The 24,571-nt window shown below is 32.5% G+C and carries 22 protein-coding genes; 7 read left to right on the top strand and 15 right to left on the bottom strand.

The features are described from left to right. Positions 1-51: 51 nt before the first annotated feature. The 4 genes from bglX (at position 52) to DMB71_RS12200 (ending at position 6,724) form a co-directional block, all read left to right on the top strand. Positions 52-2,352: a beta-glucosidase BglX gene (gene bglX, locus DMB71_RS12215; protein ID WP_111366463.1), complete on the top strand. Its 2,301-nt coding sequence runs from the start codon at positions 52-54 to the stop codon at positions 2,350-2,352. Positions 2,353-2,442: 90 nt separating this feature from the next. Further along, the gene (locus DMB71_RS12210) at positions 2,443-3,216 is read left to right on the top strand and encodes a glycerophosphodiester phosphodiesterase family protein (protein WP_111366461.1); all 774 of its coding nucleotides are present in this window, start codon (positions 2,443-2,445) and stop codon (positions 3,214-3,216) included. A gap of 31 nt (positions 3,217-3,247) precedes the next feature. Further along, positions 3,248-5,167, top strand: a complete 1,920-nt coding sequence (locus DMB71_RS12205; protein ID WP_111366459.1) for a discoidin domain-containing protein — start codon at positions 3,248-3,250, stop codon at positions 5,165-5,167. Between the two features lie 165 nt (positions 5,168-5,332). Continuing rightward, entirely contained in the window at positions 5,333-6,724 is a 1,392-nt protein-coding gene (locus DMB71_RS12200) for a M20/M25/M40 family metallo-hydrolase (protein ID WP_111366457.1), read from the top strand. 255 nt (positions 6,725-6,979) lie between these two features. Here the strand turns inward: DMB71_RS12200 and DMB71_RS12195 are convergent, their stop codons facing one another. The 11 genes from DMB71_RS12195 to prmA all read right to left on the bottom strand — a co-directional run bounded on the left by DMB71_RS12195 (position 6,980) and on the right by prmA (position 16,239). Next, positions 6,980-7,285 (bottom strand): hypothetical protein, encoded by a 306-nt coding sequence (locus tag DMB71_RS12195; RefSeq protein ID WP_111366455.1) that lies wholly within the window; start codon positions 7,283-7,285, stop codon positions 6,980-6,982. 4 nt (positions 7,286-7,289) lie between these two features. Then, complete coding sequence (locus DMB71_RS12190) at positions 7,290-7,742, bottom strand: hypothetical protein (RefSeq protein WP_111366453.1); 453 nt, start codon at positions 7,740-7,742, stop codon at positions 7,290-7,292. Positions 7,743-7,836: 94 nt separating this feature from the next. Beyond that, complete coding sequence (locus DMB71_RS12185; RefSeq protein ID WP_111366451.1) at positions 7,837-8,517, bottom strand: YiiX family permuted papain-like enzyme; 681 nt, start codon at positions 8,515-8,517, stop codon at positions 7,837-7,839. A gap of 100 nt (positions 8,518-8,617) precedes the next feature. After that, positions 8,618-9,523 carry a hypothetical protein gene (locus tag DMB71_RS12180; RefSeq protein ID WP_111366449.1) on the bottom strand — a complete coding sequence of 302 codons (906 nt, stop codon included), beginning with the start codon at positions 9,521-9,523 and terminating at the stop codon, positions 8,618-8,620. A gap of 19 nt (positions 9,524-9,542) precedes the next feature. Beyond that, on the bottom strand, positions 9,543-10,361 hold the full coding sequence (gene kdsA / locus DMB71_RS12175) for a 3-deoxy-8-phosphooctulonate synthase (RefSeq protein ID WP_111366447.1): 819 nt from the start codon (positions 10,359-10,361) through the stop codon (positions 9,543-9,545). A 596-nt stretch (positions 10,362-10,957) separates the two neighbouring features. Beyond that, positions 10,958-11,404: a 2-dehydro-3-deoxyphosphooctonate aldolase gene (locus tag DMB71_RS12165; RefSeq protein WP_111366443.1), complete on the bottom strand. Its 447-nt coding sequence runs from the start codon at positions 11,402-11,404 to the stop codon at positions 10,958-10,960. Positions 11,405-11,418: 14 nt separating this feature from the next. After that, positions 11,419-12,105 carry a lysoplasmalogenase gene (locus DMB71_RS12160; protein ID WP_111366441.1) on the bottom strand — a complete coding sequence of 229 codons (687 nt, stop codon included), beginning with the start codon at positions 12,103-12,105 and terminating at the stop codon, positions 11,419-11,421. A gap of 8 nt (positions 12,106-12,113) precedes the next feature. Further along, a complete protein-coding gene (locus tag DMB71_RS12155; protein WP_111366439.1) occupies positions 12,114-13,385 on the bottom strand; it encodes a sterol desaturase family protein in 1,272 nt (423 codons plus the stop codon). A 109-nt stretch (positions 13,386-13,494) separates the two neighbouring features. Continuing rightward, a complete protein-coding gene (locus DMB71_RS12150) occupies positions 13,495-15,006 on the bottom strand; it encodes a WG repeat-containing protein (protein ID WP_111366437.1) in 1,512 nt (503 codons plus the stop codon). 85 nt (positions 15,007-15,091) lie between these two features. Then, positions 15,092-15,367, bottom strand: coding sequence for an ATP-dependent Clp protease adaptor ClpS (locus DMB71_RS12145; RefSeq protein ID WP_095927736.1), 276 nt, complete (start codon positions 15,365-15,367; stop codon positions 15,092-15,094). Positions 15,368-15,405: 38 nt separating this feature from the next. After that, positions 15,406-16,239, bottom strand: coding sequence for a 50S ribosomal protein L11 methyltransferase (gene prmA, locus DMB71_RS12140; RefSeq protein WP_008462980.1), 834 nt, complete (start codon positions 16,237-16,239; stop codon positions 15,406-15,408). Positions 16,240-16,349: 110 nt separating this feature from the next. Between prmA and DMB71_RS12135 the strand changes: the two genes are divergently transcribed. Both DMB71_RS12135 and DMB71_RS12130 read left to right on the top strand, forming a co-directional pair. Then, complete coding sequence (locus DMB71_RS12135; protein ID WP_111366435.1) at positions 16,350-17,492, top strand: hypothetical protein; 1,143 nt, start codon at positions 16,350-16,352, stop codon at positions 17,490-17,492. Then, positions 17,452-19,788, top strand: coding sequence for a hypothetical protein (locus DMB71_RS12130; protein ID WP_111366433.1), 2,337 nt, complete (start codon positions 17,452-17,454; stop codon positions 19,786-19,788). Before DMB71_RS12135 ends, DMB71_RS12130 begins: the two co-directional genes overlap by 41 nt. 188 nt (positions 19,789-19,976) lie before the next feature. On the opposite strand, the gene tpiA is transcribed toward DMB71_RS12130, so the two are convergent. The 4 genes from tpiA to DMB71_RS12110 all read right to left on the bottom strand — a co-directional run bounded on the left by tpiA (position 19,977) and on the right by DMB71_RS12110 (position 23,427). After that, positions 19,977-20,729: a triose-phosphate isomerase gene (gene tpiA, locus DMB71_RS12125; protein WP_111366431.1), complete on the bottom strand. Its 753-nt coding sequence runs from the start codon at positions 20,727-20,729 to the stop codon at positions 19,977-19,979. A 44-nt stretch (positions 20,730-20,773) separates the two neighbouring features. Then, positions 20,774-21,283, bottom strand: a complete 510-nt coding sequence (locus tag DMB71_RS12120; protein ID WP_111366429.1) for a TlpA family protein disulfide reductase — start codon at positions 21,281-21,283, stop codon at positions 20,774-20,776. A gap of 428 nt (positions 21,284-21,711) precedes the next feature. After that, positions 21,712-22,812 (bottom strand): BT_3928 family protein, encoded by a 1,101-nt coding sequence (locus DMB71_RS12115; RefSeq protein WP_111366427.1) that lies wholly within the window; start codon positions 22,810-22,812, stop codon positions 21,712-21,714. Positions 22,813-22,884: 72 nt separating this feature from the next. Further along, positions 22,885-23,427 carry a DUF1599 domain-containing protein gene (locus tag DMB71_RS12110; RefSeq protein WP_111366425.1) on the bottom strand — a complete coding sequence of 181 codons (543 nt, stop codon included), beginning with the start codon at positions 23,425-23,427 and terminating at the stop codon, positions 22,885-22,887. A 220-nt stretch (positions 23,428-23,647) separates the two neighbouring features. On the opposite strand from DMB71_RS12110, the gene folP reads away from it, so the two are divergent. Beyond that, positions 23,648-24,475, top strand: a complete 828-nt coding sequence (folP, locus tag DMB71_RS12105) for a dihydropteroate synthase (RefSeq protein ID WP_111366950.1) — start codon at positions 23,648-23,650, stop codon at positions 24,473-24,475. Positions 24,476-24,571: the final 96 nt, after the last annotated feature.

Below are 24,571 nucleotides of genomic sequence, written 5' to 3'. Positions count from 1 at the left end.
AACGAAGAAAAGCGATTCCATGTTCCGATTAAAAACAAATATTAAATACACATGAAAAACAAATTAGTTTTACTTTTTTTAGGATGTGCTGTTTTGGGTTATGCTCAAAAAAAGCCTGCTAAAAATACAGTGAAAATTAAACCAAAGTCTGAATTTGTGGCGGAATTAATGTCAAAAATGACTTTAGACGAGAAATTGGGTCAGTTAAACTTGCCAACATCTGGTGATATTACCACAGGGCAAGCAAACAGCTCAAATGTGGCAAAAAATATTGCTGAAGGAAAAGTGGGCGGTTTGTTCAACATTAAATCAGTTCAAAAAATTAAAGAAGTGCAGAAAATTGCGGTTGAAAAAAGCCGTTTAAAAATTCCGTTGCTTTTTGGTATGGACGTTATTCACGGTTACGAAACAACATTCCCAATTCCGTTAGGATTATCTTGTACTTGGGATATGGGATTAATTGAAAGAAGTGCTCAAATTGCTGCAAAAGAAGCTAGTGCTGATGGTATTAACTGGACATTCTCTCCAATGGTTGACATTTCTCGTGATCCAAGATGGGGAAGAGTTTCTGAGGGTTCAGGAGAAGATCCATATTTAGGAAGCCAGATTGCAAAAGCAATGGTTAACGGTTACCAACAAAATGATCTTTCTAAAAATAACTCAATTTTAGCTTGTGTTAAGCACTTCGCATTATATGGAGCGCCAGAAGGCGGACGTGATTATAACACGGTAGATATGAGCCACATCAGAATGTTTAATGATTATTTCCCTCCTTACAAAGCTGCAGTTGATGCTGGTGTAGGTTCTGTAATGGCTTCTTTCAATGAAGTTGACGGAATTCCAGCAACAGGAAATAAATGGTTAATGACAGACGTTTTGAGAAAACAATGGGGTTTCAAAGGATTTGTTGTAACCGATTTTACAGGTATTCCTGAAATGATTCCGCACGGAATGGGAGATTTACAGCAAGTATCTGCTTTAGCATTAAATGCTGGAGTTGAAATGGATATGGTTGGAGAAGGTTTCTTAGGAACTTTGAAAAAATCTTTAGACGAAGGAAAAGTAAAAATCGAAACTATCGATAACGCTGTAAAACTTATTTTAGAAGCAAAATACGATTTAGGATTATTCCAAGATCCATACAAATACTGTGATGAAAAAAGAGCTAAAACTGAAATCTTCACTACAGATAGTAGAAAAGAAGCACGTGATATTGCGGCTCAATCATTGGTTTTATTAAAAAACCAAAATCAGTTATTGCCACTTAAAAAATCTGGAACAATTGGTTTAATCGGACCATTGGCAGATGCTAAAGAAAATATGCCAGGAACTTGGAGTGTGGCTACAAAAATGGAAAATGCCGTTTCGTTGTTGAGAGGTATTAAAGAAGTTGCTGGAGCTGGAACTAAAGTTTTATATGCAAAAGGAAGTAATTTAGATTACGATGAAACTTTTGAAACGAATGCGACAATGTTCGGTAAAACATTACACCGTGATGCTCGTACAAAAGAAGAATTATTAGCAGAAGCTCTAAAAGTAGCTGAGCAGTCAGATGTAATTGTTGCAGCTTTAGGAGAATCTGCAGAAATGAGCGGAGAATCTAGCAGCCGTACAAACTTAGAAATTCCACAAGCGCAAAAAGATTTATTAAATGCTTTATTAAAAACAGGAAAACCAGTTGTTTTAGTTTTATTTGACGGACGTCCGTTAGTAATTACAGACGAAGAGAAAACAGTTCCTGCAATTTTAAATGTTTGGTTTGCTGGTACAGAAGCTGGTTATGCTATTGCTGATGTGTTATTTGGAGATGTAAACCCTTCTGGAAAATTGACTTCAACTTTCCCAAGAAGCGTTGGACAATTGCCAATTTACTACGCGCACAAAAATACAGGAAGACCGCTTTCTAACACAGAAGGTAAATTTGAGAAATTCAGATCAAATTATATTGACGAAAGAAACGAGCCTTTATTCCCATTCGGATTTGGTTTAAGCTACACCACTTTTGATTATTCAAACTTGAAAATTTCTTCTGATAAAATGAATGCTTCAGGGAAATTAAAAGTAACAGTTGATGTAACAAACACAGGAAATTTTGACGGAAAAGAAACAGTTCAATTATACATTAGAGATTTAGTTGGTTCAGTAACAAGACCAGTTAGAGAGCTAAAAGGTTTCCAAAAAATAGCACTTAAAAAAGGTGAAAAACAGACAGTAAGTTTTGATATTACTGCTGAAGATTTAAAATTCTATAACTCTGATTTACAATTTGTGGCAGAGCCTGGGCAGTTTGATATTTTCGTGGGAGGAAATTCAAATGCCGATAAGAAAGTTAGTTTTGAGTTAACTGAATAGTTGGTTTATTTGATTAGTGAAAAGCCCTTCGTTTGGAGGGCTTTTTTTTAAGAGCAAAAGACCTTTTTGTAATTTTTTAACTACGTTATTATGAATAAAATCAAAATATTTAGTGCCGTTTGCCTTATGGCTTTTTCGTATTGCAATGCGCAAAAAAATGCAATTGTAGCGCATCGTGGTGCTTGGAAAAAGAACAATCTGCCAGAAAATTCAATTGCATCATTACGACATGCAATCGATTTAAAATTGCCAGGTTCAGAGTTTGATGTTTGGAGAACGGCAGACGACTCGCTTGTAATCAATCATGATGCACATTACAACAAACTGCTTATCGAAGAAACGAATTATGCAGATTTGATAAAATTTAAACTTTCAAACGGAGAAAAACTGCCAACCCTTCATGAATATATTTCAGAAGGAATGCGTAATAATAAGTACACACTTTTGGTTTGTGAAATAAAACCGTCAGAAATCAGTAAAGAAAGAGGACAAAAAACTGGTGTAGCTGCAGTCGAAACCATTAAAAAATTAAAAGCCGATAAAAATACCTGCTACATCAGTTTTGATTATGATATTCTAAAGAAAATTAGGGAGATAGATTCTAAAACTTCTCTTCAATATTTAGAAGGAAATAAATCTCCAAAAGAAGTCAAAGCAGATAAAATTAATGGTGTAGACTATCATTATTCTGTTTTTCAAAAACATCCAGAATGGATCCAAGAAGCAAAAGACAATAAAGTGATTTTAAACGCTTGGACTGTTAACGATGCAAAAGATATGGATTGGATTATTGCTCATAAATTCAATTACATTACAACAAATGAACCCGAACTTTTAAAGGAAAGAAAAGAGATTAAAAAATAGTCTTTAAAACTTAACTTAAGAAAATCTAACCATGAAGAAAATATATAAAAAACTAACGCCAATTGTATTGTTTTCGATGATTTTCGGAAACAGTCTTTTAGCGCAAAATTCTGGCAAGACAGAATGGTTTGACCCAAGCAGACCTGCGACGACTTACTGTAATCCCATAAATATCGGATACAATTTTACGACTCATAATCATAACGGAATTCCAGAATCACGCCGTTCAAGTGCCGATCCGGTAATTATTACATACAAAGGCGAGTATTATTTATTTGCTACCAATCAGGCAGGTTTTTTTTGGAGTAAAGATATGTCAGACTGGAATTTTGTATACGGAAGTTTCCAAAGACAGCCAGGCGATGACGATCAATGCGCTCCTGCAGCTTGGGTTGTAAATGATACTTTATTTTATGTAGGTTCAACTTGGAAAAGAAATCATCCAATTTGGAAAACTGCAGATCCAAAATCAGGGAGATGGACACGTCACGTAGACAAAGCAATGCTCCCAACTTGGGATCCAGCGATTTTTCAAGATGATGACAAAAAAGTCTATATGTATTACGGTTCAAGTGGAAAATTACCACTTGTAGGTGTTGAGGTTGATTATAAAACTTGGCTTCCAAAAGGAAATCAGGCTGATTATGCAACATTATATAAAGCGAAAGAAGTAGAGGATATTCAGAAACCTTACGGACAAATTAAAGAAGTTGCTATTCTAGATCCATCAGCTCACGGATGGGAACGCTTTGGACCAAATAACGATATGGAACCTGCTCCTTGGGGAAATTTTATTGAAGGAGCTTGGATGACCAAACATAATGGGAAATATTATATGCAATATGGAGCACCAGCGACTGAATTTAAAGGATATGCAAATGGTGTTCATGTTGGAGATAATCCGTTAGGGCCATTTACGTATCAGAAACATAATCCAATGTCTTATAAACCGGGCGGATTTGTAATTGGAGCCGGACATGGAAATACTTTCGCCGATAATTATGGAAATTACTGGAATACAGGAACGTGCAAAATCTCTATTAAAGATCGTTTTGAGCGTCGTATAGATATGTTTCCTGCTGGATTTGATAAAGATGACGTAATGTATTCTATTACCGCTTATGGGGATTTTCCAATTGTATTGCCAACAGCTCAACGTGATCAAACAAAAGGAGCTTCCTCTGGATGGATGCTGCTTTCCTATAAAAAGCCTGTAACGGTTTCTTCTTCTGAAGAATGTATGGAAGTAGAAACACACAGAATGGATCATGGCGGTAAAAAAGTGTATGAGAAATTCTGTTACGGAGCTGAAAATCTTACAGATGAAAACATTCAAACCTATTGGTCAGCTAAAACTAGCAATCCAGGTGAATGGCTTCAAATGGATTTAGGACGTCAAATGGAAATCAATGCGCTTCAAATTAATTACGCAGATCATAAAGCAACTCAGTTTAACAAAGCAATGGATATTTATTATCAATACAAGATATTCATGTCTGATGATGCCCAAAATTGGACTTTGGTAGTTGATAAATCTAAAAATGATAAAGATGCGCCACATGATTATGTCGAGCTTACAAAGCCATTTAAAGCGCGTTACATTAAAATGGAAAATATCCATAATGCTTCTGGATTGTTTGCAATTTCTGATTTTAGAGTTTTTGGAAACGGATTGGCAGCAAAACCAAAACCTGTAGCTTCTTTTAAAGTAGACAGAAAAAAGGCAGATTCTAGAAATGCTATGATTTCATGGAAAAAGCAAGCAGATGCAATTGGTTACAATATTTATTATGGAATTTCTCCTGATAAATTGTATAACAGCATTATGGTTTATGACGATAATAAATATGATTTTAGAGGTCTAGATAAAGGCACAAAATATTATTTTACCATAGAGCCTTTTAATGAAAATGGTATTGGAACAAAAAATAAGATTATTGAAGTAAAATAATCTTTATTTATAAAATATATAAAAGCTCCGATTGCAAATTGAATAATTTGTAATTGGAGCTTTTTTTTGAGAAAAGCTTGAGGAAAAGACTTCACAAATGTCAATAATTTTGTTCCTTTGTGAATATGCTATACGCATGCTAAACTCCAAATTACTACAGAAACTATGAAAAAAACGATTCTTTTAACTGCTTTAGTTTTAAACGGATTGACATCTTTTGCACAGACAAATGATGAAAAAAACATTAAATTATTTTACAAAAAAGCTTTAACCGAAGCAAAATGCTACACTTGGCTAGAATATTTGTCTAATGATATCGGAGCTCGTTTGTCTGGATCTAAAGGTGCAGAACAGGCAGTTGATTATACTAAAAGACAATTAGAAAGTTTAGGTCTTGATAAAGTATATCTGCAAGAGGTTATGGTTCCTCATTGGGTGCGTGGCGAAAAAGAAACAGCTTATATCCTTGACGGAAAAGTAAAAACCAATGTGCCAATTTGCGCATTAGGAGGTTCAGTAGCAACTCCAAAAACTGGTCTTACAGCAGAAATAATCGAAGTTCAAGGAATAAAAGAATTGAATGAACTTGGAGCTGATAAAGTAAAAGGTAAAATTGTTTTCTACAACAGACCAATGAACCCTGAAAACATTGAAACTTTTACTTCTTACGGAGCTTGTGTTGACCAAAGATATGCAGGAGCAAAAGAAGCTGCCAAATTGGGGGCAGTTGGAACAATTGTTCGTTCTATGAATTTACGTCTAGATGATTTCCCTCATACAGGAGCTCAAAGCTATGGCGACTTGCCAAAAGCACAGTATATTCCAACAGCTGCAATCAGTACAAACGGAGCAGAATTGTTGAGCAAATCTTTAAAAGCAAATCCAGCTTTGAAATTTTACTTTAAACAATCTTGTGAGACTTTACCAGATGCATTGTCTTACAACGTAATTGGTGAATTAACAGGAACTGTAACTCCAGAAAACATTATGGTTGTTGGAGGACATTTAGATTCTTGGGATTTAGCAGATGGTTCTCACGATGATGGAGCAGGAGTAGTGCAGAGTATGGAAGTAATTCGTATTTTGAAAAACTTAAATTACAAGCCTAAAAATACAATTCGTGTTGTTTTATTCATGAATGAAGAAAACGGCGGAAAAGGTGGAGCTAAATATGAAGAAGTTTCAAAACAAAATAAAGAGAACCACATTTTTGCTTTAGAAAGTGATTCAGGCGGATTTTCGCCAAGAGGTTTTTCAATTGAAGCTGACGATGTTAATTTGAAAAAGATTCAAGGCTATAAAGATCTTTTTGAGCCTTATTTAGTACACAGTTTTACAATTGGCCACGCAGGTTCAGATATTAACCATTTAACTTCTCCAGCTATTGTAAAAGCAGGTTTAAAACCAGATTCTCAACGTTATTTTGATTATCACCACGCAGCAAACGATACTTTTGATGCAATCAACAAAAGAGAATTAGAGCTTGGTGCTGCAACAATGACTACATTAATGTATTTATTAGACCAAAACGGAATCGAGACTAAAAAAGCAAATTAAGAGTCAAAATAATAAATCAAAAGGGCTATCTCAAAAGGATAGCTCTTTTTTTTGTAAGCTTCCGAGAAGCGGCATATTTATAGAAAAGAGGAAATGTCTCCAATATAAAGCTCCAGCGGAGCGACATATTTTTTGCAATGTAAACTGTATGTCGCTCCGCTGGAGCTTTTTTTATTGTCAATATTTAAATTCTATAAATATTTTACCCCTTCTAGGGTTTAGGATAATGTTTTTCTATGAATACGTTTTTTTAAATCAAGATTTCATTACAACCAGATAATACAAAAATGTGATTGGAATGTTAGAAAGCAATAATAAGATTTTAAAACCAATGTCTTTTCGCTGTTGAGTCAAATGAATAAATCTTTCTGTTAAATGAAAAAACATAATCAAATTGACTACAATAGCCGCTAAAGCAAATGGCCATGCAATTACTAAAACATTCGGATTTTCATTCGAAATAATATAAAGCATAAACAATATTGTACTGATTGTAAATGTGCCAATCGCCAATTCTATAGACTGTTTTTCTTGAAAAGGTTTGTTGTGTATTGTTTTCATGATTTTAAATTTTAAAAGTTTGCTGAATAGTTTGAATAGGCATAAAAAGCATTTGTGAAAAATCGAGATAATAGAATGCATTTGCTTTCTTTCCTCTTTTAAATTGCTGAATGAAATAGCTCATATGTTTCGGATAAAAAATAGTTCCAGTTGCTATTACCATAAACAAATACAAGCTTTTCTTTCCGTTTCCGAGCAAATAGTACTGCATGCCAATTTCTTCATAAACCGAAACTCCAGTATTCGTAAGAACATGTATGATGTCATGATCTTCGAGTTTTTCCTGAATATCAAAATGATTTTTGTAAAGAAAATTTCCCAAGCCAAATCCTAAACTTTCTTCTGGATAGTTCATTAATAAGGTTTTATCAATATTCCAAGGTTCATTCTTCTTGAAATATTTTTGATACGGTTTTTTAGAACATTCATATAGTTTTTCAATCAGATAATCTCTCATTTTTTTTTTTTTTTTGTTTTAAAAGTTCTTTGAATTTCAAAGTTAATCAGCAAATAAAAAAGCTAGAATGAACTAAGACTAGCTTTTTAAGATATTAATAAGTGTCTACGACTGTTTTCAATATAGTAGAATCAGCAAGGTCAGAAGGAGCAACAACTTTTTCTTCTAACGGAATATCGTTGCCATAACGCTCTTTTAGTATTTTCTGAACTCTCGGATCTTGCAAATTAAAATCTTTCAATTCTCTGAGTTTAGTCAATTCGATTCCTGCAGCGTTTTTATAAATCTTCCAGATCAATTCAGAGCAATAAATTCTGTTATCCGTCCATTCAAAATAAGCGTCGTATTCTTTGCCGTCAAATTGTTGACTGTAATCTTTCATTTTTTGCAAAACCTGAGGATTCAAAACGCTATCGTCTTTTAATCTTTTTACAACATATTTGCTGTCTTTTCCCTGTTTAATCCAGTCTTCAATTGGAGTAAGTTTTACAGGTTGAACTGCTTCAAAAACAAACCAATTTCCGTTAATATCATAAATAATTCCACAGTGTGAGAATTTAGAATTGGTTGCTATACGAACCGCTTCGCATTGTTTAGATTCTGAAGTCTGAAAAATAAGATCTCCATCTTTAAACTTGCTAACTGTTGTTTTTTCTTTTTCTTCTTTGTTTCCTGTAAACGGATTGTTCGGAAAAACTTTTATAGCAACAAATAGCGCACATCCAAAACTTAAAAAGAAAGTAACGATCGGGAATAGATATTTTTTGATTTTCATAAAGTATAAAATAAAGTACTTTGAGTTGCAAAGTAAATGATAAAAAAAATAGTTGCCAAATAAAATGACAGCTATTTTTCTAAATATATTTTGCGAAATATTAGATTCTAAAAATTCCTCCAACAGCAATAATACGTTGGAAATAAGTAAAGTGTTGAGACGCTTTGTCCTCAGGACTTGTAGTAGTTTTAATATCTGGCATGTTGATATAACCTCCTTTTAACTCTCCTTGCACATAAAAATGTTTGAAAAAAGTAACGTTAAGACCTGCTTTTGCAGAAACTCCATAACCAGAAACATGAAAATCATCGTGGCGCTCTTTACCTAAAATTGTAGTATTGGTTTTTGGATATAAAACCCCAGCACCAATACCTTCAGTTAAGTTAATCTGAACTTTATCAATATTTGGCAATCCAAACCATTTAGAAACATCGTCAAATCTAGCAACCTCAGTATTGATATAGTTTAAGCCATCCGTATGCTCATACATTAAAAAAGCTGGACCGTTTAGATTTACTTCACCATTGCCATAACCACCTTCTTTAGCTCCTCCCTGAGACATATCTACAGGTCTGTTAATGTATTCTCCATTATAAATATGGGCAGGGTCATTATCAGGTAAATTGATGTATCCATTTACGTTTGCAATCTGATTCTGCGCCATTACATACTTCATGTGGTCAACACCAATTGTAACGCTATAATGATCGCTAAAAAAATAACCAAATCTCAAATTAGTTTGAGGAATAGTCATATTTGCAGGATTGATATAATCTACATGCCATCCTTTTGGTTTGTCATGAGCTGCCATATTCTCAACAGTAAAGTTGTAATCTTTACCTCTAAAGTTTACATCAGATTTTGAGTAACTTTCTCTATTGCCACCCCACATTACAAAGAATTTCCCTTTGTTGTGAGCAGCGTATTTTTGTACAGGTATTTCTTCCTGAGCAAATGTGTTTAAAGAAACACAAGCCAGTAAGAAAAATAAAATTTTTGTTTTCAAAGAACTTAAGTATTATAAATTAAAATGCGTTAACTGTTTTTCTGATAGCAACTAACTTATTCATTAAACCTTCAAAATAGTCTAAATGAAGCATATTAGCACCATCACTTTTTGCGTTAGCTGGATCAAAATGCGTTTCGATAAAAATACCATCAACACCAACTGCGATACCCGCTTTAGCTACTGTTTCGATCATATCAGGTCTTCCTCCTGTAACTCCAGCTGTTTGATTTGGCTGTTGTAAAGAATGTGTTACGTCCAGAACCGTAGAAGCATATTGCTGCATAGTAGGAATTCCTCTAAAATCAACAATCATATCTTGGTAGCCAAACATAGTACCGCGATCTGTAACCATAACATTCTCGTTGTTACAGTCTAAAACTTTCTGAACAGCATGTTTCATGCTCTCTGGACTCATAAATTGTCCTTTTTTCAAGTTTACTGTTTTTCCTGTATTAGCTGCAGCCACAACAAGATCAGTCTGACGAACCAAGAAAGCAGGAATCTGCAATACATCTACATATTGTGCAGCCATATCAGCGTCTTCATTTGTATGAATATCTGTTACAGTAGGAACGTGAAAAGTTTCAGAAACTTTTCTTAAGATTTTTAATGCTTTTTCATCACCAATTCCAGAAAAACTGTCAATTCTAGAACGGTTTGCTTTTTTAAAAGATCCTTTAAATACATAAGGGATTTGAAGATTGTCGGTAATACCAACTAGTTTTTCAGCAATTCTAAGAGCCATTTCTTCTCCTTCAATAGCGCAAGGTCCTGCTAATAAAAAGAAATTTCCGCTGTTAGTATGCTTAATTTGTGGAATATGTTGTAAGTTCATAAAATTATTTTTTTGCAATGCAAAGGTAGTTATGATTTATGAATAGCAGATGAAGATTTAAGATTATTTTAAGAACTCTAATAACTGACTTGTAGCTTAGTAGAATTAACGAATTTTTAAAATTTCTTTTAAATGATTAAATGCTTTTTCCGAGGCAATATTAAAGCATGAAAAGAAACTTATAGATGATATTTATCATGTTCTAAAGTTTTGTGCTTAATACTGTTTTTTAGTTTTGACTAAATCTACCTTTTTGATTGATTTTCTCTCCATTTTTTAATCAAAAATTGAATTGTGATAATCAAAATCAGAACAAAAAGTAAAAAGAAACAAGCCATAGCGATGCCTAAAAGAGGCATTCCACATCGTACAGGATTTGGATATTGTTCGTATAGTTTAGAAAAATTATAATCTGCAATATTAAAAGCTACAAAAGAGAGTGCAATTTGCAGAATACAATTTATCCATGAAATATGGCTGAATTTTAACGAGGAAGTTATATAGATAGAAAATGTTCCCAGTATTAACTGTGATAATACTGGTAAAATAATAAGCAGCAATGGCAATACATTAAGCATGATTTTTGTTTGAGGATATTATTTTAACCTCAATCCTACAGGAACCATTAAAATTCCTTTTTCGTAGATATTTAAATAAAGCTTAACAGGCTTTTTTTGACCTTCCCATTTCAATTCATAAACATTCAAAAATCCAGCACCCATATTGCTTCTTTTAGTAGGGAATGGACAACAGGTTTCTAATCTGGAATACGTTATTTTTTCGCCATTTGGACCAGCCAAAGCATTTAAGAAACGAGTTTCGTTTAAGGCTTCGTTGTTGGTGTTCTGGAAAAATATATTAATCGGATAGTCAGGGTCGTAACCGTATTTTTTGTCTTTAGCAAATTGTGTTATAGAGAAAGTATTATCCTTTTTCAAGATTAAATCAGGCGCATTGTCATCGACATTTTTTAAAGTCGATTTTGTGCTTATACAAGAAGAAACACTGATTAATAAAACAATTAAAAAAGCTATTTTTTTCATGGTTGAAATATGGGTTAAACTGCTTGCTCTACTTTTTTCGGATTTAGTTTTAGTGTACCAACTACAATCAGATATTGTGCCAGAAGATAAGTCAGCATAATAAAAAATGAACTTTTAGGAATTGGAGTATAAAATTTATTTACAGCCAGAATACTATCTGAAATAATAAAGAAAACGGCACCTAAAAACACAAACTGATTGCCTGGTTTTTCCCAGACCAAAAATCCGTTGAATGCAAATAAAAGCATAATTGAGATTACTGAAGCATAAATAGAAACAGGAATTTCAAGATCGCCTAAATGAGGCATTAAAACAGAAATCATTCCTATAAGGTAAAATGCAATTAAGATGCTGCCAAATATAAAAAGAGGTTTGTTCTGTTTTTTTCTAATTCTTTTCTGTTTATTAAAAAGTATGCAATAGATTATGTGAGCTGTCAAAAAGCATACTAGTCCTAAAATAAAGTAAATCTCTCCAAGATCTGTAAAAAGCAAAATCACATCTCCGAGCCATGAAAATACTAGTGCCGCCAATAAAATATTCTTACTTTGAAACTTTCTGTAAAAGTAAGCTCCAAACCCTATAATAGGAATTAAAATAGGCTTGAGAAAGAGATCAAAACGTTCGTAACCAGAAAGCAGTATAATGAGGTACACTATACTAAAAGCAACATAAATTTTAAAAAAAGAAGAGTTTCTCATAATAGGGGTTATGAATTGATATATTGGTTTCGGTAGGTTTTAAAATCAAAATTAACAAAATAAAATGTCGTTAAAAAAGATAAAATCAGGTAAGTGAAAATAATATAGTTACTAGTTGGAATGACACGATTTAAACCAAACCAATCTCCATAATAGCCAATAATGCAAATTACAATCCCAAATCGAAATCCTTCCCATAAAAGCGCATATTTACTTTTGTCCATTAACTCTGTGTAGCTATAAATGGTTAGAAAAATAAAAAAGCCATAAATAAAAATATTTGGAAGACCTATTTTGGCAATGTTGTCAAAGAGATAACTCACAAAAAGTAATGTTATTAAAACCTGTGCAACAGACCAGTATATTAGTTTTTGAGAGTTTTGCGTGCCATATTTCTCAAAATTAAAAACATTTTCAATCTTGTTTACAGGATATTCTTCTTCAAAATTTTCAGGACGCCAGCCAGTTGGCTTAAACCAAATAGTCAATTTGTCTTTCCATTTTGGAGCACGCCAAGCATCTTTTATTAGTAAACTCAAATGCTGAAAATTTATTTTAATCGGATTCCAAGTATTGGCTGGTCTTGTAATGCCAAAAACCGGAGGAACATCATCTAATTCTTCTTGAAAAGTGCCGAAAAGCTTATCCCAAAAAATAAAAATCTGAGAATGGTTTTTGTCCAAATATTCAGGATTAATGGCATGATGCACACGATGATGTGAAGGTGTTACCAAAATATGTTCAATAAATCCCATTTTCTTGATGTGTTTGGTATGATACCAAAACTGTAAAAATAGATGAATAGGCAATGTAATAGCAATTACAGAAGCAGGAACGCCCAGCAAAGCTGCAGGAATCAATAAAAAGGTAAAGAGATTTACTAGACTTGCAATGGGCTGGCGAAGCGCACAGGCAAGATTAAATTCTTCACTGCTATGGTGTATGGCATGTTTATTCCAAAGAAAATTAATCTGATGAGCCAAACGATGACTCCAATAACCATAAAAATCAATCACAAAAAAGGCAATGCAGTAGGAGAGGACATTGGCTTCTAAATGCTGTAACGCAATTTTAGAAACCAGCCATTCATAGGAAAGAAAAGTAACACTCAGGCCCAAAACATCTTTTACCGAATTGGTAATGCCAGAACTTATGCTTGATACGCTATCTATCAATGGAGCAGTATCGTTCTTTTTATAAATGCCGTAGATTTTTTCAATAACAATTAAAGCTAAAAAAACAGGCATTGCGATAATCAATATCTTTCCGTATTCTTCCATAAAAAATGCATTCTATTTCGTTCAAATATATAATAAAAACGAATGCATTTTGAATTATTTGCAATTAAACAGTTATGAATATGTTATTTATTCAAAATCTAAATACAAATTATTGAGACTCAAAAGGATATTTTATCGAATAGAATTTAGGTGTTTTTTGGTTTTTTATATTAAATCGAACCACTTCTTTGATAATCTGAAATGAGTCGTATTTTAATTCCAATTGTATTTTGTTATCGGAGTTTACAATGCCAAACTTATTGTTTTTCTTTACAACAAATTCTCCAGTTCCGTAAATCTCTGTAATCGCATCGTATTGTGCTGGAATGGCAATTTTATTCTCATTGCTATAAACTCCAAATTTGTCTTTGTTTTTAAAAATTTGATAATTACTCTTAGAAAATCCTCTAAAGTACTGATTGCTTTTTAGAAACTCATCTACAAAGATTTCGGCTTCACTGTAATTGTTGTTTTCGACTGTGAGAAGATATTTTTTAGAGTTTTTTACAGCAAAAATTTTGTTTTGGGCAACACTATAAAAAACATAATCTTCAGGAATAATAATTTCACCTTTAGCAGAAAACAATCCGCCTTTATTTTCTGAATTAGTTGTGATATAGTAATTAGAAAAAGGATCGATATATTTGTATGATATCGGAATGATTTCCTTTTCCTGATAAGGATTTATCACGCCTTGCAAATTGTTTTTATAAGCAAAATACTGATTTTTGAATGAAATGCTGTCTCTAGAAAAAACACCATAAATGTTATCATAAATAAAAGGTTTCAAAATAGTGTCTTTTTGGTCGATTATTCCTTCCTTGCCATTGCTTTTTACAATATAAATAGAATTTGAAGGTATAATCTCATCGTACTTGCATTCGATTTCATATTGTCCGTTTGAATTTATGATTCCTTTTTTCTTCGTTATATTGTTAAAAATAAGGAAAGAATTCTGGGAAAGAATCCTTTCAAACTGATGATTTTTAATAGTATTTAAAACAGTATTTCCTAAAGTATCGATTATGAATGTGTTTTTGTTTTGAAGCGTCACAATCGATCTTTTATGCTGAAAATACTCAATATCAAAAGCTTGAAAATTGGTAATTTGTTTTCCTTTTGCATCAAATAAATCAAGACTGCTATTATTTTGAACAAATAAAATTCCATTGCTGCTCATTATATCAGTGTATTTAATAGGTAGAATGACTTTATTTTCAGTGTCAACAACACCAACTTTGTTGTTTTTTGAAACCCTTACAAGATTATTTCCTAAATAGTAAACATCTTCATATTCAAAGGGAATTTTAATTTTGCCTTGTAAATCTATATATCCTCTTTTAAAATTTTTGTTAACGATAATTCCGGCTTCAAATATATTTCTTAGTTCTTTTCTGTTCTCTATATATTCATAATTAGGTTTAAGAACTACATTGCCTAAAGAATCAATCAATCCCATTTTTTGTTTAAAAGTTCTGAATACGGCATAGTTGTTTTCAAAACCATAAACATATTCGTAAGTTTTATTTTTTATTAGTTGTTTACGAAGTGCTTCAAATTTCGATTGCCCTTTTATTACAAAAGAAAATAACAGAATTACTAAAAGAAGGATATTTCTCATGATTTTTATTTGCTACAAATAAAAACGCATTCTATTCAATTCTAGTATAGAATAAAACAGAATGCGTTTTAAAATTATGAATCAATTACACAATTTCGGCGCTAAGACCCGCTTCCAAAAGTTGAGTGCATTGAGGTTTAAGTTTTTCAATCGGACCAGTTTTTACAGTGCATTTTCCATTGTAGTGAACAATTAAAGAACATTGCTCGGCTTGTTCAGCCGTATGGTCACAAACACGCATAAGAGTATCAATTACGTGATCAAAAGTATTTACATCATCATTGTACACAATGATCTCGTTATTAAAAGCAATGGCTTCTTTTTCGCGAACTCTTTCTCTTACTTTTTCTTTAGTACTCATATTGTTATAGTTTTTGTACTGAATTGATTATCAGTAGTCTAATTTACGTATTTTAAAGATACCCAGTTGTTTCTCTGAAGCTTTTTAACATAAGTTAAACCTTTTTCAACGCAAGAAGCATCAATAAACGGAATGTCTTCTTCGTAAAAACCGCTAAAAAGGATAATCCCTTTTGGATTTAAAGCGTCAACATAAGCTTGCATATCGTTCAACAGAATGTTTCTGTTGATATTGGCAATAATTAAATCATACTTTTTACCTGCCAATAATGCTGCATCACCTTCATAAACGCTGATATGTTTGCAATTATTGCGTTCAGCATTTTCGATGGAGTTGAGGTAGCACCAGTTGTCAATATCAATGGCATCAATTGGTTCAGCACCTTTCATTTCAGCCAAAATAGCCAAAATAGCTGTTCCGCATCCCATATCAAGTGTTTTTAAACCTTTTACATCCATTTCCAATAAATGTTGAATCATCATGTGAGTGGTTTCATGATGTCCCGTTCCAAAACTCATTTTAGGTTCAATCACAATATCAAATTCAGCATCAGTTTTTTCGTGAAAAGGAGCACGAACGTGGCATTTACCGTCAACATCAATTGGCTCAAAATTCTTTTCCCATTCCTCGTTCCAGTTTACCTGATCGATTTCTTCAATGGTATATTCAATTTTAAACTCCTCAGATTGTAGAATATAAATATCATCTAGAATATTTTCGTCCCATAAATCCTTCTTCACAAAAGCAGAAATTCCGTTTTCAGTCTCTGTAAAACTTTCAAACGCTTTTTCGCCCAATTCAGCCACTAAAATTTCAGAACCCAACTCTTTTGGCTCAATTGTAAAATGATATCCTAAATATATATTCGACATAAATAAAAAATTTTTGCAAAGGTAAGAATACAAAGCAAAAGTTGTTCATAAATAAATCATATTGTTATAAATTTTAATACTAATTTTGAATAGTATTTTGTAAGTTTTTTATGATTGTGAAAAATATTTTTTTTATAATGCTTTTGTTTGTTTTAAGTGCCGCTAGTTGCGAAAATGAACATGATGTTATCCGATCTTTTTGTTATTGGAAAACCGATATGTATTTTCAGGAAGCAGAAGATTCTTTGGTCAAGAAGATGGATGTCCAGCATATGTATGTCCGTTTTTTTGATGTAGATTATAATCCATATTCAAAAGAACCACTGCCTGTTGCAACTATTTCGAATATTTCACTCAATAAAAGTAATCTTGAGATTACACCAAGTATTTTTATTACTAATGAAGTGGTTTTAAAATCGGATACCAAACAATTGGATAGTCTTGCTGCGAGAATGGCACGCCGAATTGGTCAGATTGGAAAAAAAATGAATGACAGAAAAGCAGAAACCAATGCCTATAACATTGTTTATCCAAAAGATTATTACAAACAGAAAGACTTTAAGGCCTTAGATTACGATTCAGTAAAAAAAGCAGAATCGGCCAAATTAAAAGTCGATTTTAAAGAAATCCTGATTGACTGTGACTGGACCGAAAAATCGGAGAAAAATTATTTCTATTTATTAAAGCAGATTAAAAAGCTATATCCAAATTCAAAAATTGTGGCAACAATCAGGCTTTGGCAGTATAAATATGCTACAAAAGCTGGAATACCGCCAGTAGATAAAGGCTTGCTGATGTGTTACAACATTACAAAACCAGACGATTTTCAGACTAAAAACTCTATTGGAACAAGTGAAGAATTATCGCAATATATTACACACAGCGATTACAAACTCAAATTAGATATTGCTTTGCCATTGTATAGTTGGGGAGTTGCTTTTAGAGGAAATCAGTTTAAAGGCATTTTATCTGATTATGATCGATTGATAAAAGATAGCATTAAGGTGAAAAAAGTATCGGATGACAAATATGTTTTGCAAGATGATGTTTTAGTTGGGCAGACGTATCTTAGAAATGGCGACGAAATTAGAATCGAAAAAATATCAGATAATGAAATCGACAAAATGATTTCAATTATTAAAAACAAAATTCAGATTGAAAATCAGACAAAAGTGACTTTTTTCTCTTTTGATAAAAAATACATAAACGATTATGGAACCGAAAATATCTCCAATTTTTATACGCGTTTTTAGTAGTTTTTTTCTCGTTTTAAGCGTTCAGTTTACATTTGCCTGCGGATGGAGTGTTTCTCCAGAAACTAGCCGTTTAGCTTTGTTTAGAGCACAGCGTGAAGGTTTCTTTAAATTGACGCCATTTTATTATTCAGCCGATTATTATTATGCGACCAATACTGTTTCTAGCGTAGATCAGGAAAAGAATTGTTTAGAATGGAAAAAGAAATTAGGAAACAGCATTAATCCAGATGACGTTCATACGATTTTGTATGAAACAGATTCGGAGCAATTTCAAACTGCTTTTGAAAACAAAACTTTAAAAAGTGCATTTCCTAAAAACACTTTTGTGGAAGCTTTATTATTGTCTAAAAATAAAGCCTTTTTAAATTATATTTTGCTGGCTAAAAAGTTGGAATATGGGAATGTCGAATATACAAAATGGGAATCTTGGGATCAAGTAGGAAGCAATTATAAAAACTATGATTTAGAAGATAATTTCGATTTTGAGAAGAAAATAAAGTCTACTAAAGATTCATTTTTAAAACAGCGTTATGCGTTTTTAGCTTTGCGTTATTATTTTTATGCACAGCAAAAGCAAAATGTTGTGCAATTATATGATACCTATTTTGCTTCTGAATCAAATACAATTCTTAAACCTTGGGCATTATATTACAATGCTTTATGTGTTGATAATTTACCTTTGCAAAATTACTTGTTGAGTAAAGTTTTTAATTCCTGCGAAGAAAAATCGTTTGCTGTGTTGCAGCATTACAATTGGAAATTGACGGAGGAAACTTTGGCGCTAGCTCAAAACGATGAAGAACGAAGCGTTATTTTATCTATTGAAAGTCTTCGAAATCCAGCGCCGGGTTTAAAATCGATTCAGGAAATTTATGAATTAAGTCCGAATAGTTTGTTTTTGAGTTTCTTGATTGGAAGAGAAATAAACAAACTCGAAGATTGGATTTTTACGCCTCAGTATACCAATGACGGAACTCCTTCTGTGGTTTTCGGCAGTACAGATTGGTATGAAAATTACGCTAAAGCGAAAGAAGAAAACTTCAACAAGGATATTTTATATTTGAGAGAATTAGAATATTACCTGATTTCGATTCGCGAACAGACTTCTGGAGAACAGAAAGATTATATTACTGCTGCAATTGCTCAATTATGCTTTATTGACGATCAGGTTGATGAAGGAAAAAAGTATACTGATATGATTTCTAATAAAGCCAATGCTTCGATCCAGATGCAGAAAAATATTCAGTTGGCTTTGGTGTCTTTAAAGCAAGATAATTTAAAGAATGAAAAAGTTCAGAATCAGCTTTACAAATACTTTGATTCAGTTGAGAATTTAGTAGAAACCGATCACGGATTATTTAAAAATTTATACAGTTTATACCGAATTGCAAGTAACGATTTTCGCAAAAAAGGCGACATTGTTACGGCTGGTTTGCTTTCAATGAAATCGGATATTAAAAATGATGGAGAATATGCATCATATAATAATCCTTATTTCTTCAGTTACATAGGATATTTTGATAGAAATGCCTCTGTAAAAGACATGGATCTTTTAATTGCTTTACAGCAGAAAACAGATAAAACACCTTTTGAAAAATATATCTGTTCAGGAACAATCGCTCCAAATATCAATTACTACAAAGATTTAAAAGGAACAATCGCCTTTAGAAATAACAATTTGGAATTGGCTTATGAAACGTTTTCAAGTATGCCTCAGGATTTTTGGGAAAAGAATTATGAATACAAAACGTATTTGAACGAAAACCCTTTTGCTCCTAAAATTTTGCAGAAACAAGAAGAGCGAAAGTTTGATTATCGTTTCAATAAAACCGATTTTATAGCCAAATTAATTCAATTGAAAAAGCAAAATACCGCAAGCAGTAATCTGCAATTGGCTCATGCGTACTTTAATGTTTCGTATTTAGGAAATTCCTGGATGATGACGGCTTATGACTGGACTTCTGGAGCATCTTACACAGATTATGTTTACGGAGATAACACAGAAAACGAAAAGAAATATCAAAACGGTAATTATTACAATTTGAAAATGGCCAAAATGTATTACGAAAAAGCTTTAAAGATGTCTAAAAACAATAACGAAAAAGCAATGGCTAGTTTAATGATTTTTGAATGCAATTACTACAATCACTATGCTCAGTTGATTACTGCCGAAGAAGAAGCTAAAAATCCGTTTAAAGCAGGGAAGGAGCTGGTTAATTTTTATTCGATTTACAAAACAACGCCAACGTTTAAAAAGTACAATTGCCCACTTTTGAAATCGTTTATTAATTAGTTTTTTTGTGAGATGTGAGAAATGAGTGAAGTGAAAAGATGAAAGAGAAAAGATAGAGACATAAAAAAAGCGATACTCAAAGTATCGCTTTTTATTTTAAGCCACAGATTATAAGGATTAAATGGATTTTATTTAAAAATTAGAATAAAATCTGTGGAAATCATTTTAATCTGTGGCTAAATAATTTTTTAGATAGCTGTAACGATTGCTAAGAAATCGTCGGCTTTTAAAGCTGCGCCTCCAATTAAACCACCATCTACGTCTGGTTTAGAGAAGATTTCTTTAGCATTTTCTGGTTTTACAGAACCACCGTATAAAATAGAAACTTCATCAGCGATTTCAGCTCCGAAAGCTTTACGGATTGTTTCTCTAATAAATTCGTGCATTTCTTGAGCTTGCTCTGGCGAAGCAGTTTCTCCAGTTCCAATAGCCCAAACTGGTTCGTATGCTAAAACAATTTTAGACCAAGATTCTTTTGCAATATGGAAAACTCCGTCACGCAATTGGTTCTCCACAATGTTGAAGTGATTTCCAGACTGACGGTCTTTTAATTCTTCTCCAAAACAGAAGATTACTGTCATATCATGTTTTAAAGCTGTATCTACTTTGTTTGCGATTAAAGCGTCTGTTTCGTGGAAAATAGCTCTACGCTCAGAGTGACCTAAGATTACTGTATTAACGTCAATGCTTGTTAACATATCTGCAGAAATTTCTCCTGTAAAAGCTCCACCTTCAGCTTGGTGAACGTTTTGAGCAGAAACTCCGATAGTTGTATTTTTTAATTTAGTCGCTGCCGCTTGTAAGTTTACAAAAGTTGGCGCTACAATTACTTGTGCATTTGTTTTTGCTGGAATTTTAGCAATTAATTCATTCAATAATTCTTCAGTTTGTGCAGCATTTTTGTGCATTTTCCAGTTTCCTGCAACAATTGATTTTCTCATTTTGGTAGTTTTATATTATTTTTTGTTTTTAATATGTCTGGGACTTATTCGTATTGTGTTTCTTTTACTTTCTCATTGATTTTATCAAAATCAGTTTCAATAGCACGGTACAGTACAATAGTGCCAAATCTGTCAATAACAATATATCTTGGAATCCAGTCTAAGTCAATGGCTTTCCCGAAAACGCCTTTCATTCCGTCATTCATCATATAATGATCACCTTTTAATTCATGTTTTTCGATTCCAGCTTTCCATTTGTCAGTCGTTTTATCGGCAGAAAGGAATAAATAAGATACATTTGGATTTGCAGCTTGTAATTCTTTTAGTTTTGGCATTGCTTTTACACAATCTCCACACCATGAAGCCCAAACTTCAATAACTAGATTTTTTCCTTTGTATTTTTTTAAAATGTCTTTAAAAGCAACTTGACTTCCATCTGCGGCTAGTAATTTTTCTGATAACGCTTCTTGTGAAAAACTTGTTTTCTGTGCTTTCTGCGCTTGAGAACAAGAAAATGTAATAAATGCGATAACGATTAGGGCTAATTGTTTCATATAAGTTTATATTTTAATTTTAATACTGAATTCACAAAGTTAAACAAACAAATGGAATGCCAATTGCAGATTAACAAAATTTGAAGAGTCGTTTATTTTGTAACAAAACGACGTTTTTTGGTTGAAAAAAGCGTTTTGAAATCGTAATAGTTGGCTGGAAAATCATGTATTTTTCAGAAATACTTTTTTAAGAGGCAATTAAAAAGTAACTTTTTTGTTTTAAGAAGAAAAATTCGAAGCGAAAAAACGTCTGAATTTAATCAAAAGCCATAAATAAAATTGGAATTATTGACGGCTTCTTTTATGTTTTTTGAATGGTTCTGATTAATTGTACGATTATTATTCGTAATATGAAAAATGCTTAAAATAAAAAAGCGCTAGTAAACGTAATGTTTATTAGCGCTTTTGTAACTTATATTTTTAAAGCGTTACAATTTCAAATCATCAACATCATTGTAGTGTACTTTTTGAGCAATAGTTCCATCATGTACCACAACAATACTTGGATTTGCTCTTTCGACAGTTTTTAAAGCTGTACCGTCGCAGAAATAGAAATCTATGTCTAAAGCGTAATCTTTTTTAGCTTTTGCAATTTCCTCAGCTCCAGAAGCCGTCATTCCGATTACTTTGTAACCTTTTGCTTTTGCATCTGCCGTAACTTTTGCTAATTTTTTCATTCCTTCAGGATTTGACAAATTCAAATCATAAGTTACATAGATTAACAATTTTGGCTCTTTTAGTAATTCTTCTTTATAGTCAGAATCATCTTTTGTCATAGTAAAATCATGGATAGGAGGAACGTAACCTTCAGAAATTACTTTGTCTTTGCGATCAACAAATACAGCTCCTTCAGGAATATTCATCAAATCTTTCTCAGTAAATTCTTTATCAACACCATTTACTTTATAGATAAAAATCATTTCTACCACCGATTTAGGTGCGCCTTCAGGAATTTCCATTCCTTTCTCGATGTTTGTTCCTACTTTATATGGACGGAAATCTTTGATAGGATTGTGATTGATAACCCAAACTGCCATAAATACACATAAAATAATGCTGACCAAAGTGATAATATTAGTAACCAATTTAGAAAATAAAGGTTTAACTAATTTTTTATTGATAAATAAAATCAGGATAAAGAATAGCAAAACAACATCTTTTGTAAACGATTGCCAAGGCGTTAAGTGTAAAGCATCTCCAAAACAGCCACAGTCTTTTACCACATCAAAATAAGCAGAGTAGAAAGTAAGGAAAGTAAAGAATACAATTAAAAGCAATAATGCCCAAATCGTTAGTTTTGATTTATAACCCACCAAAAGCATCACACCTAAAACTACTTCCAGAATAACTAAAAAGATTGCTAAACCTAAGGCTAATGGCTCTAAGAATGGCATATTGAAAACTGGTTCACTGAAATATTCAGCAAGTTTATAAGAGAAACCAACAGGATCATTCAGTTTTATTAATCCGGAAATGATAAATAATACACCGACAAATAATCGGGAGAATTGGGTAATGATGTTTTTCATAATGAATATTTAAAAATTCAAATTCCAAATTCCAAGTTTAGCATTGGAATTTGGAATTTAAAATTTGGAATTTTACTTAGTAATTGGGTTTAAGATTAAAGCAAAAACAGAATAATTGATCATATCCTGATAATTAGCATCGATTCCTTCAGAAACAATTGTTTTTCCTTTATTATCTTCAATCTGTTTAACACGAAGCAATTTCTGCAGAATTAAATCGGTTAAAGAACTTACACGCATATCGCGCCAAGCTTCACCATAATCATGGTTTTTAGCTTCCATTAAATCTTTGGTAAGCTTTACTTTAACATCGTATAATTCAGTTGCTTTTTCAACGTCAAGATCCGGCTGATCTACAACACCCAATTCTAACTGAATCAAAGCCATAATAGAATAATTGATGATTCCGATAAATTCTCCTTTTTCATCTTCATCTACTTTACGAACTTCGTTTTCCTGTAAACTTCTGATTCGTTGTGCTTTTATGAAAATTTGATCCGTCAATGATGGTAATCTTAAGATTCTCCACGCACTGCCATAATCTTTCATTTTATTGATAAACAACGTACGGCAAACCGCGATAACATTATCAAACTCTTGGGAAGTATTCTTCATTTATATGCTGTATATTTGCTAAAATTTCTTCAAAAATAAGGATTAAATTAAAGAGTTTCAAGTTTCATGTTTTCTTTGTTTCAAGTTTTTTCTAAACAAAGTGTTAACACGGATAATTTGAAACAAAAAAATGTTTCAAGTTTCAGGTTTCAAGTTTTACGTTCCAAAACTTGCGAAATCTGCATCAACTTGAAACTTGAAACCTGAAACAAAACAAACAATGACAATAAACTGTAAAGGCGAACTTATAGATTTATCGGTTCCTAAAGTAATGGGAATCTTAAATGTTACGCCAAATTCTTTCTTTGACGGAGGAAAATATAAAAACGAAGACGAGATTATTTCTCAAGTTAATAAAATGCTTTCTGAGGGCGCAACTTTCATCGATATTGGAGCGTATTCTAGTAAGCCAAGTGCCGAGTTTGTTTCAGAACAGGAAGAAATCGACAGAATTGTTCCAGCAATAGAATTGATTTTAAAGCATTTTCCGAAAACATTATTATCAATTGATACTTTTAGAGCTGAGGTTGCAAAAGCAAGTATAGAAAGCGGCGCAGCAATTATAAACGATATTGCGGCTGGCGAATTAGACGAAAAAATGTTTGATGTTATTGCCAAATATAATGTTCCTTACATTATGATGCACATGCGTGGAAATCCGCAGACGATGCAGAGTTTGACGCATTACGATGATATTGTAAAAGAAATGCTTTTCTATTTTTCAGAAAAAGTAAAAAAAGCAAGAACTTTAGGAATCAACGATTTGATTTTAGATCCAGGTTTTGGTTTTGCCAAAACAACCGATCAAAATTATGAAGTAATGCAAAAAATGGAACTTTTCAATTGTTTAGAATTGCCCGTTTTAGCAGGAATTTCAAGAAAATCAATGATTTATAAAACGCTTGATATTACGCCGCAAGAAGCTTTAAACGGAACAACGTTTCTAAATACAATTGCTTTGACAAAAGGAGCTAAGATTCTCCGTGTACATGATGTGAAAGAAGCGATGGAATGTGTTACTTTGTTTAATAAAATGAGTTTCGAATAATATTTAACGATCGTTTTGTCATTCCGAGGAACGAGGAATCACACTCGAAATTCGACAAAGATTGGCGACATGCTTTGAGGAAATACTGGTGTGATT

Origin of the sequence: Flavobacterium tistrianum (assembly GCF_003254545.1) — a bacterium.
GTDB lineage: Bacteria > Bacteroidota > Bacteroidia > Flavobacteriales > Flavobacteriaceae > Flavobacterium > Flavobacterium tistrianum.
Note: the sequence above shows the minus strand (reverse complement) of the source record. Positions and strands in the feature narration are given on the sequence as shown.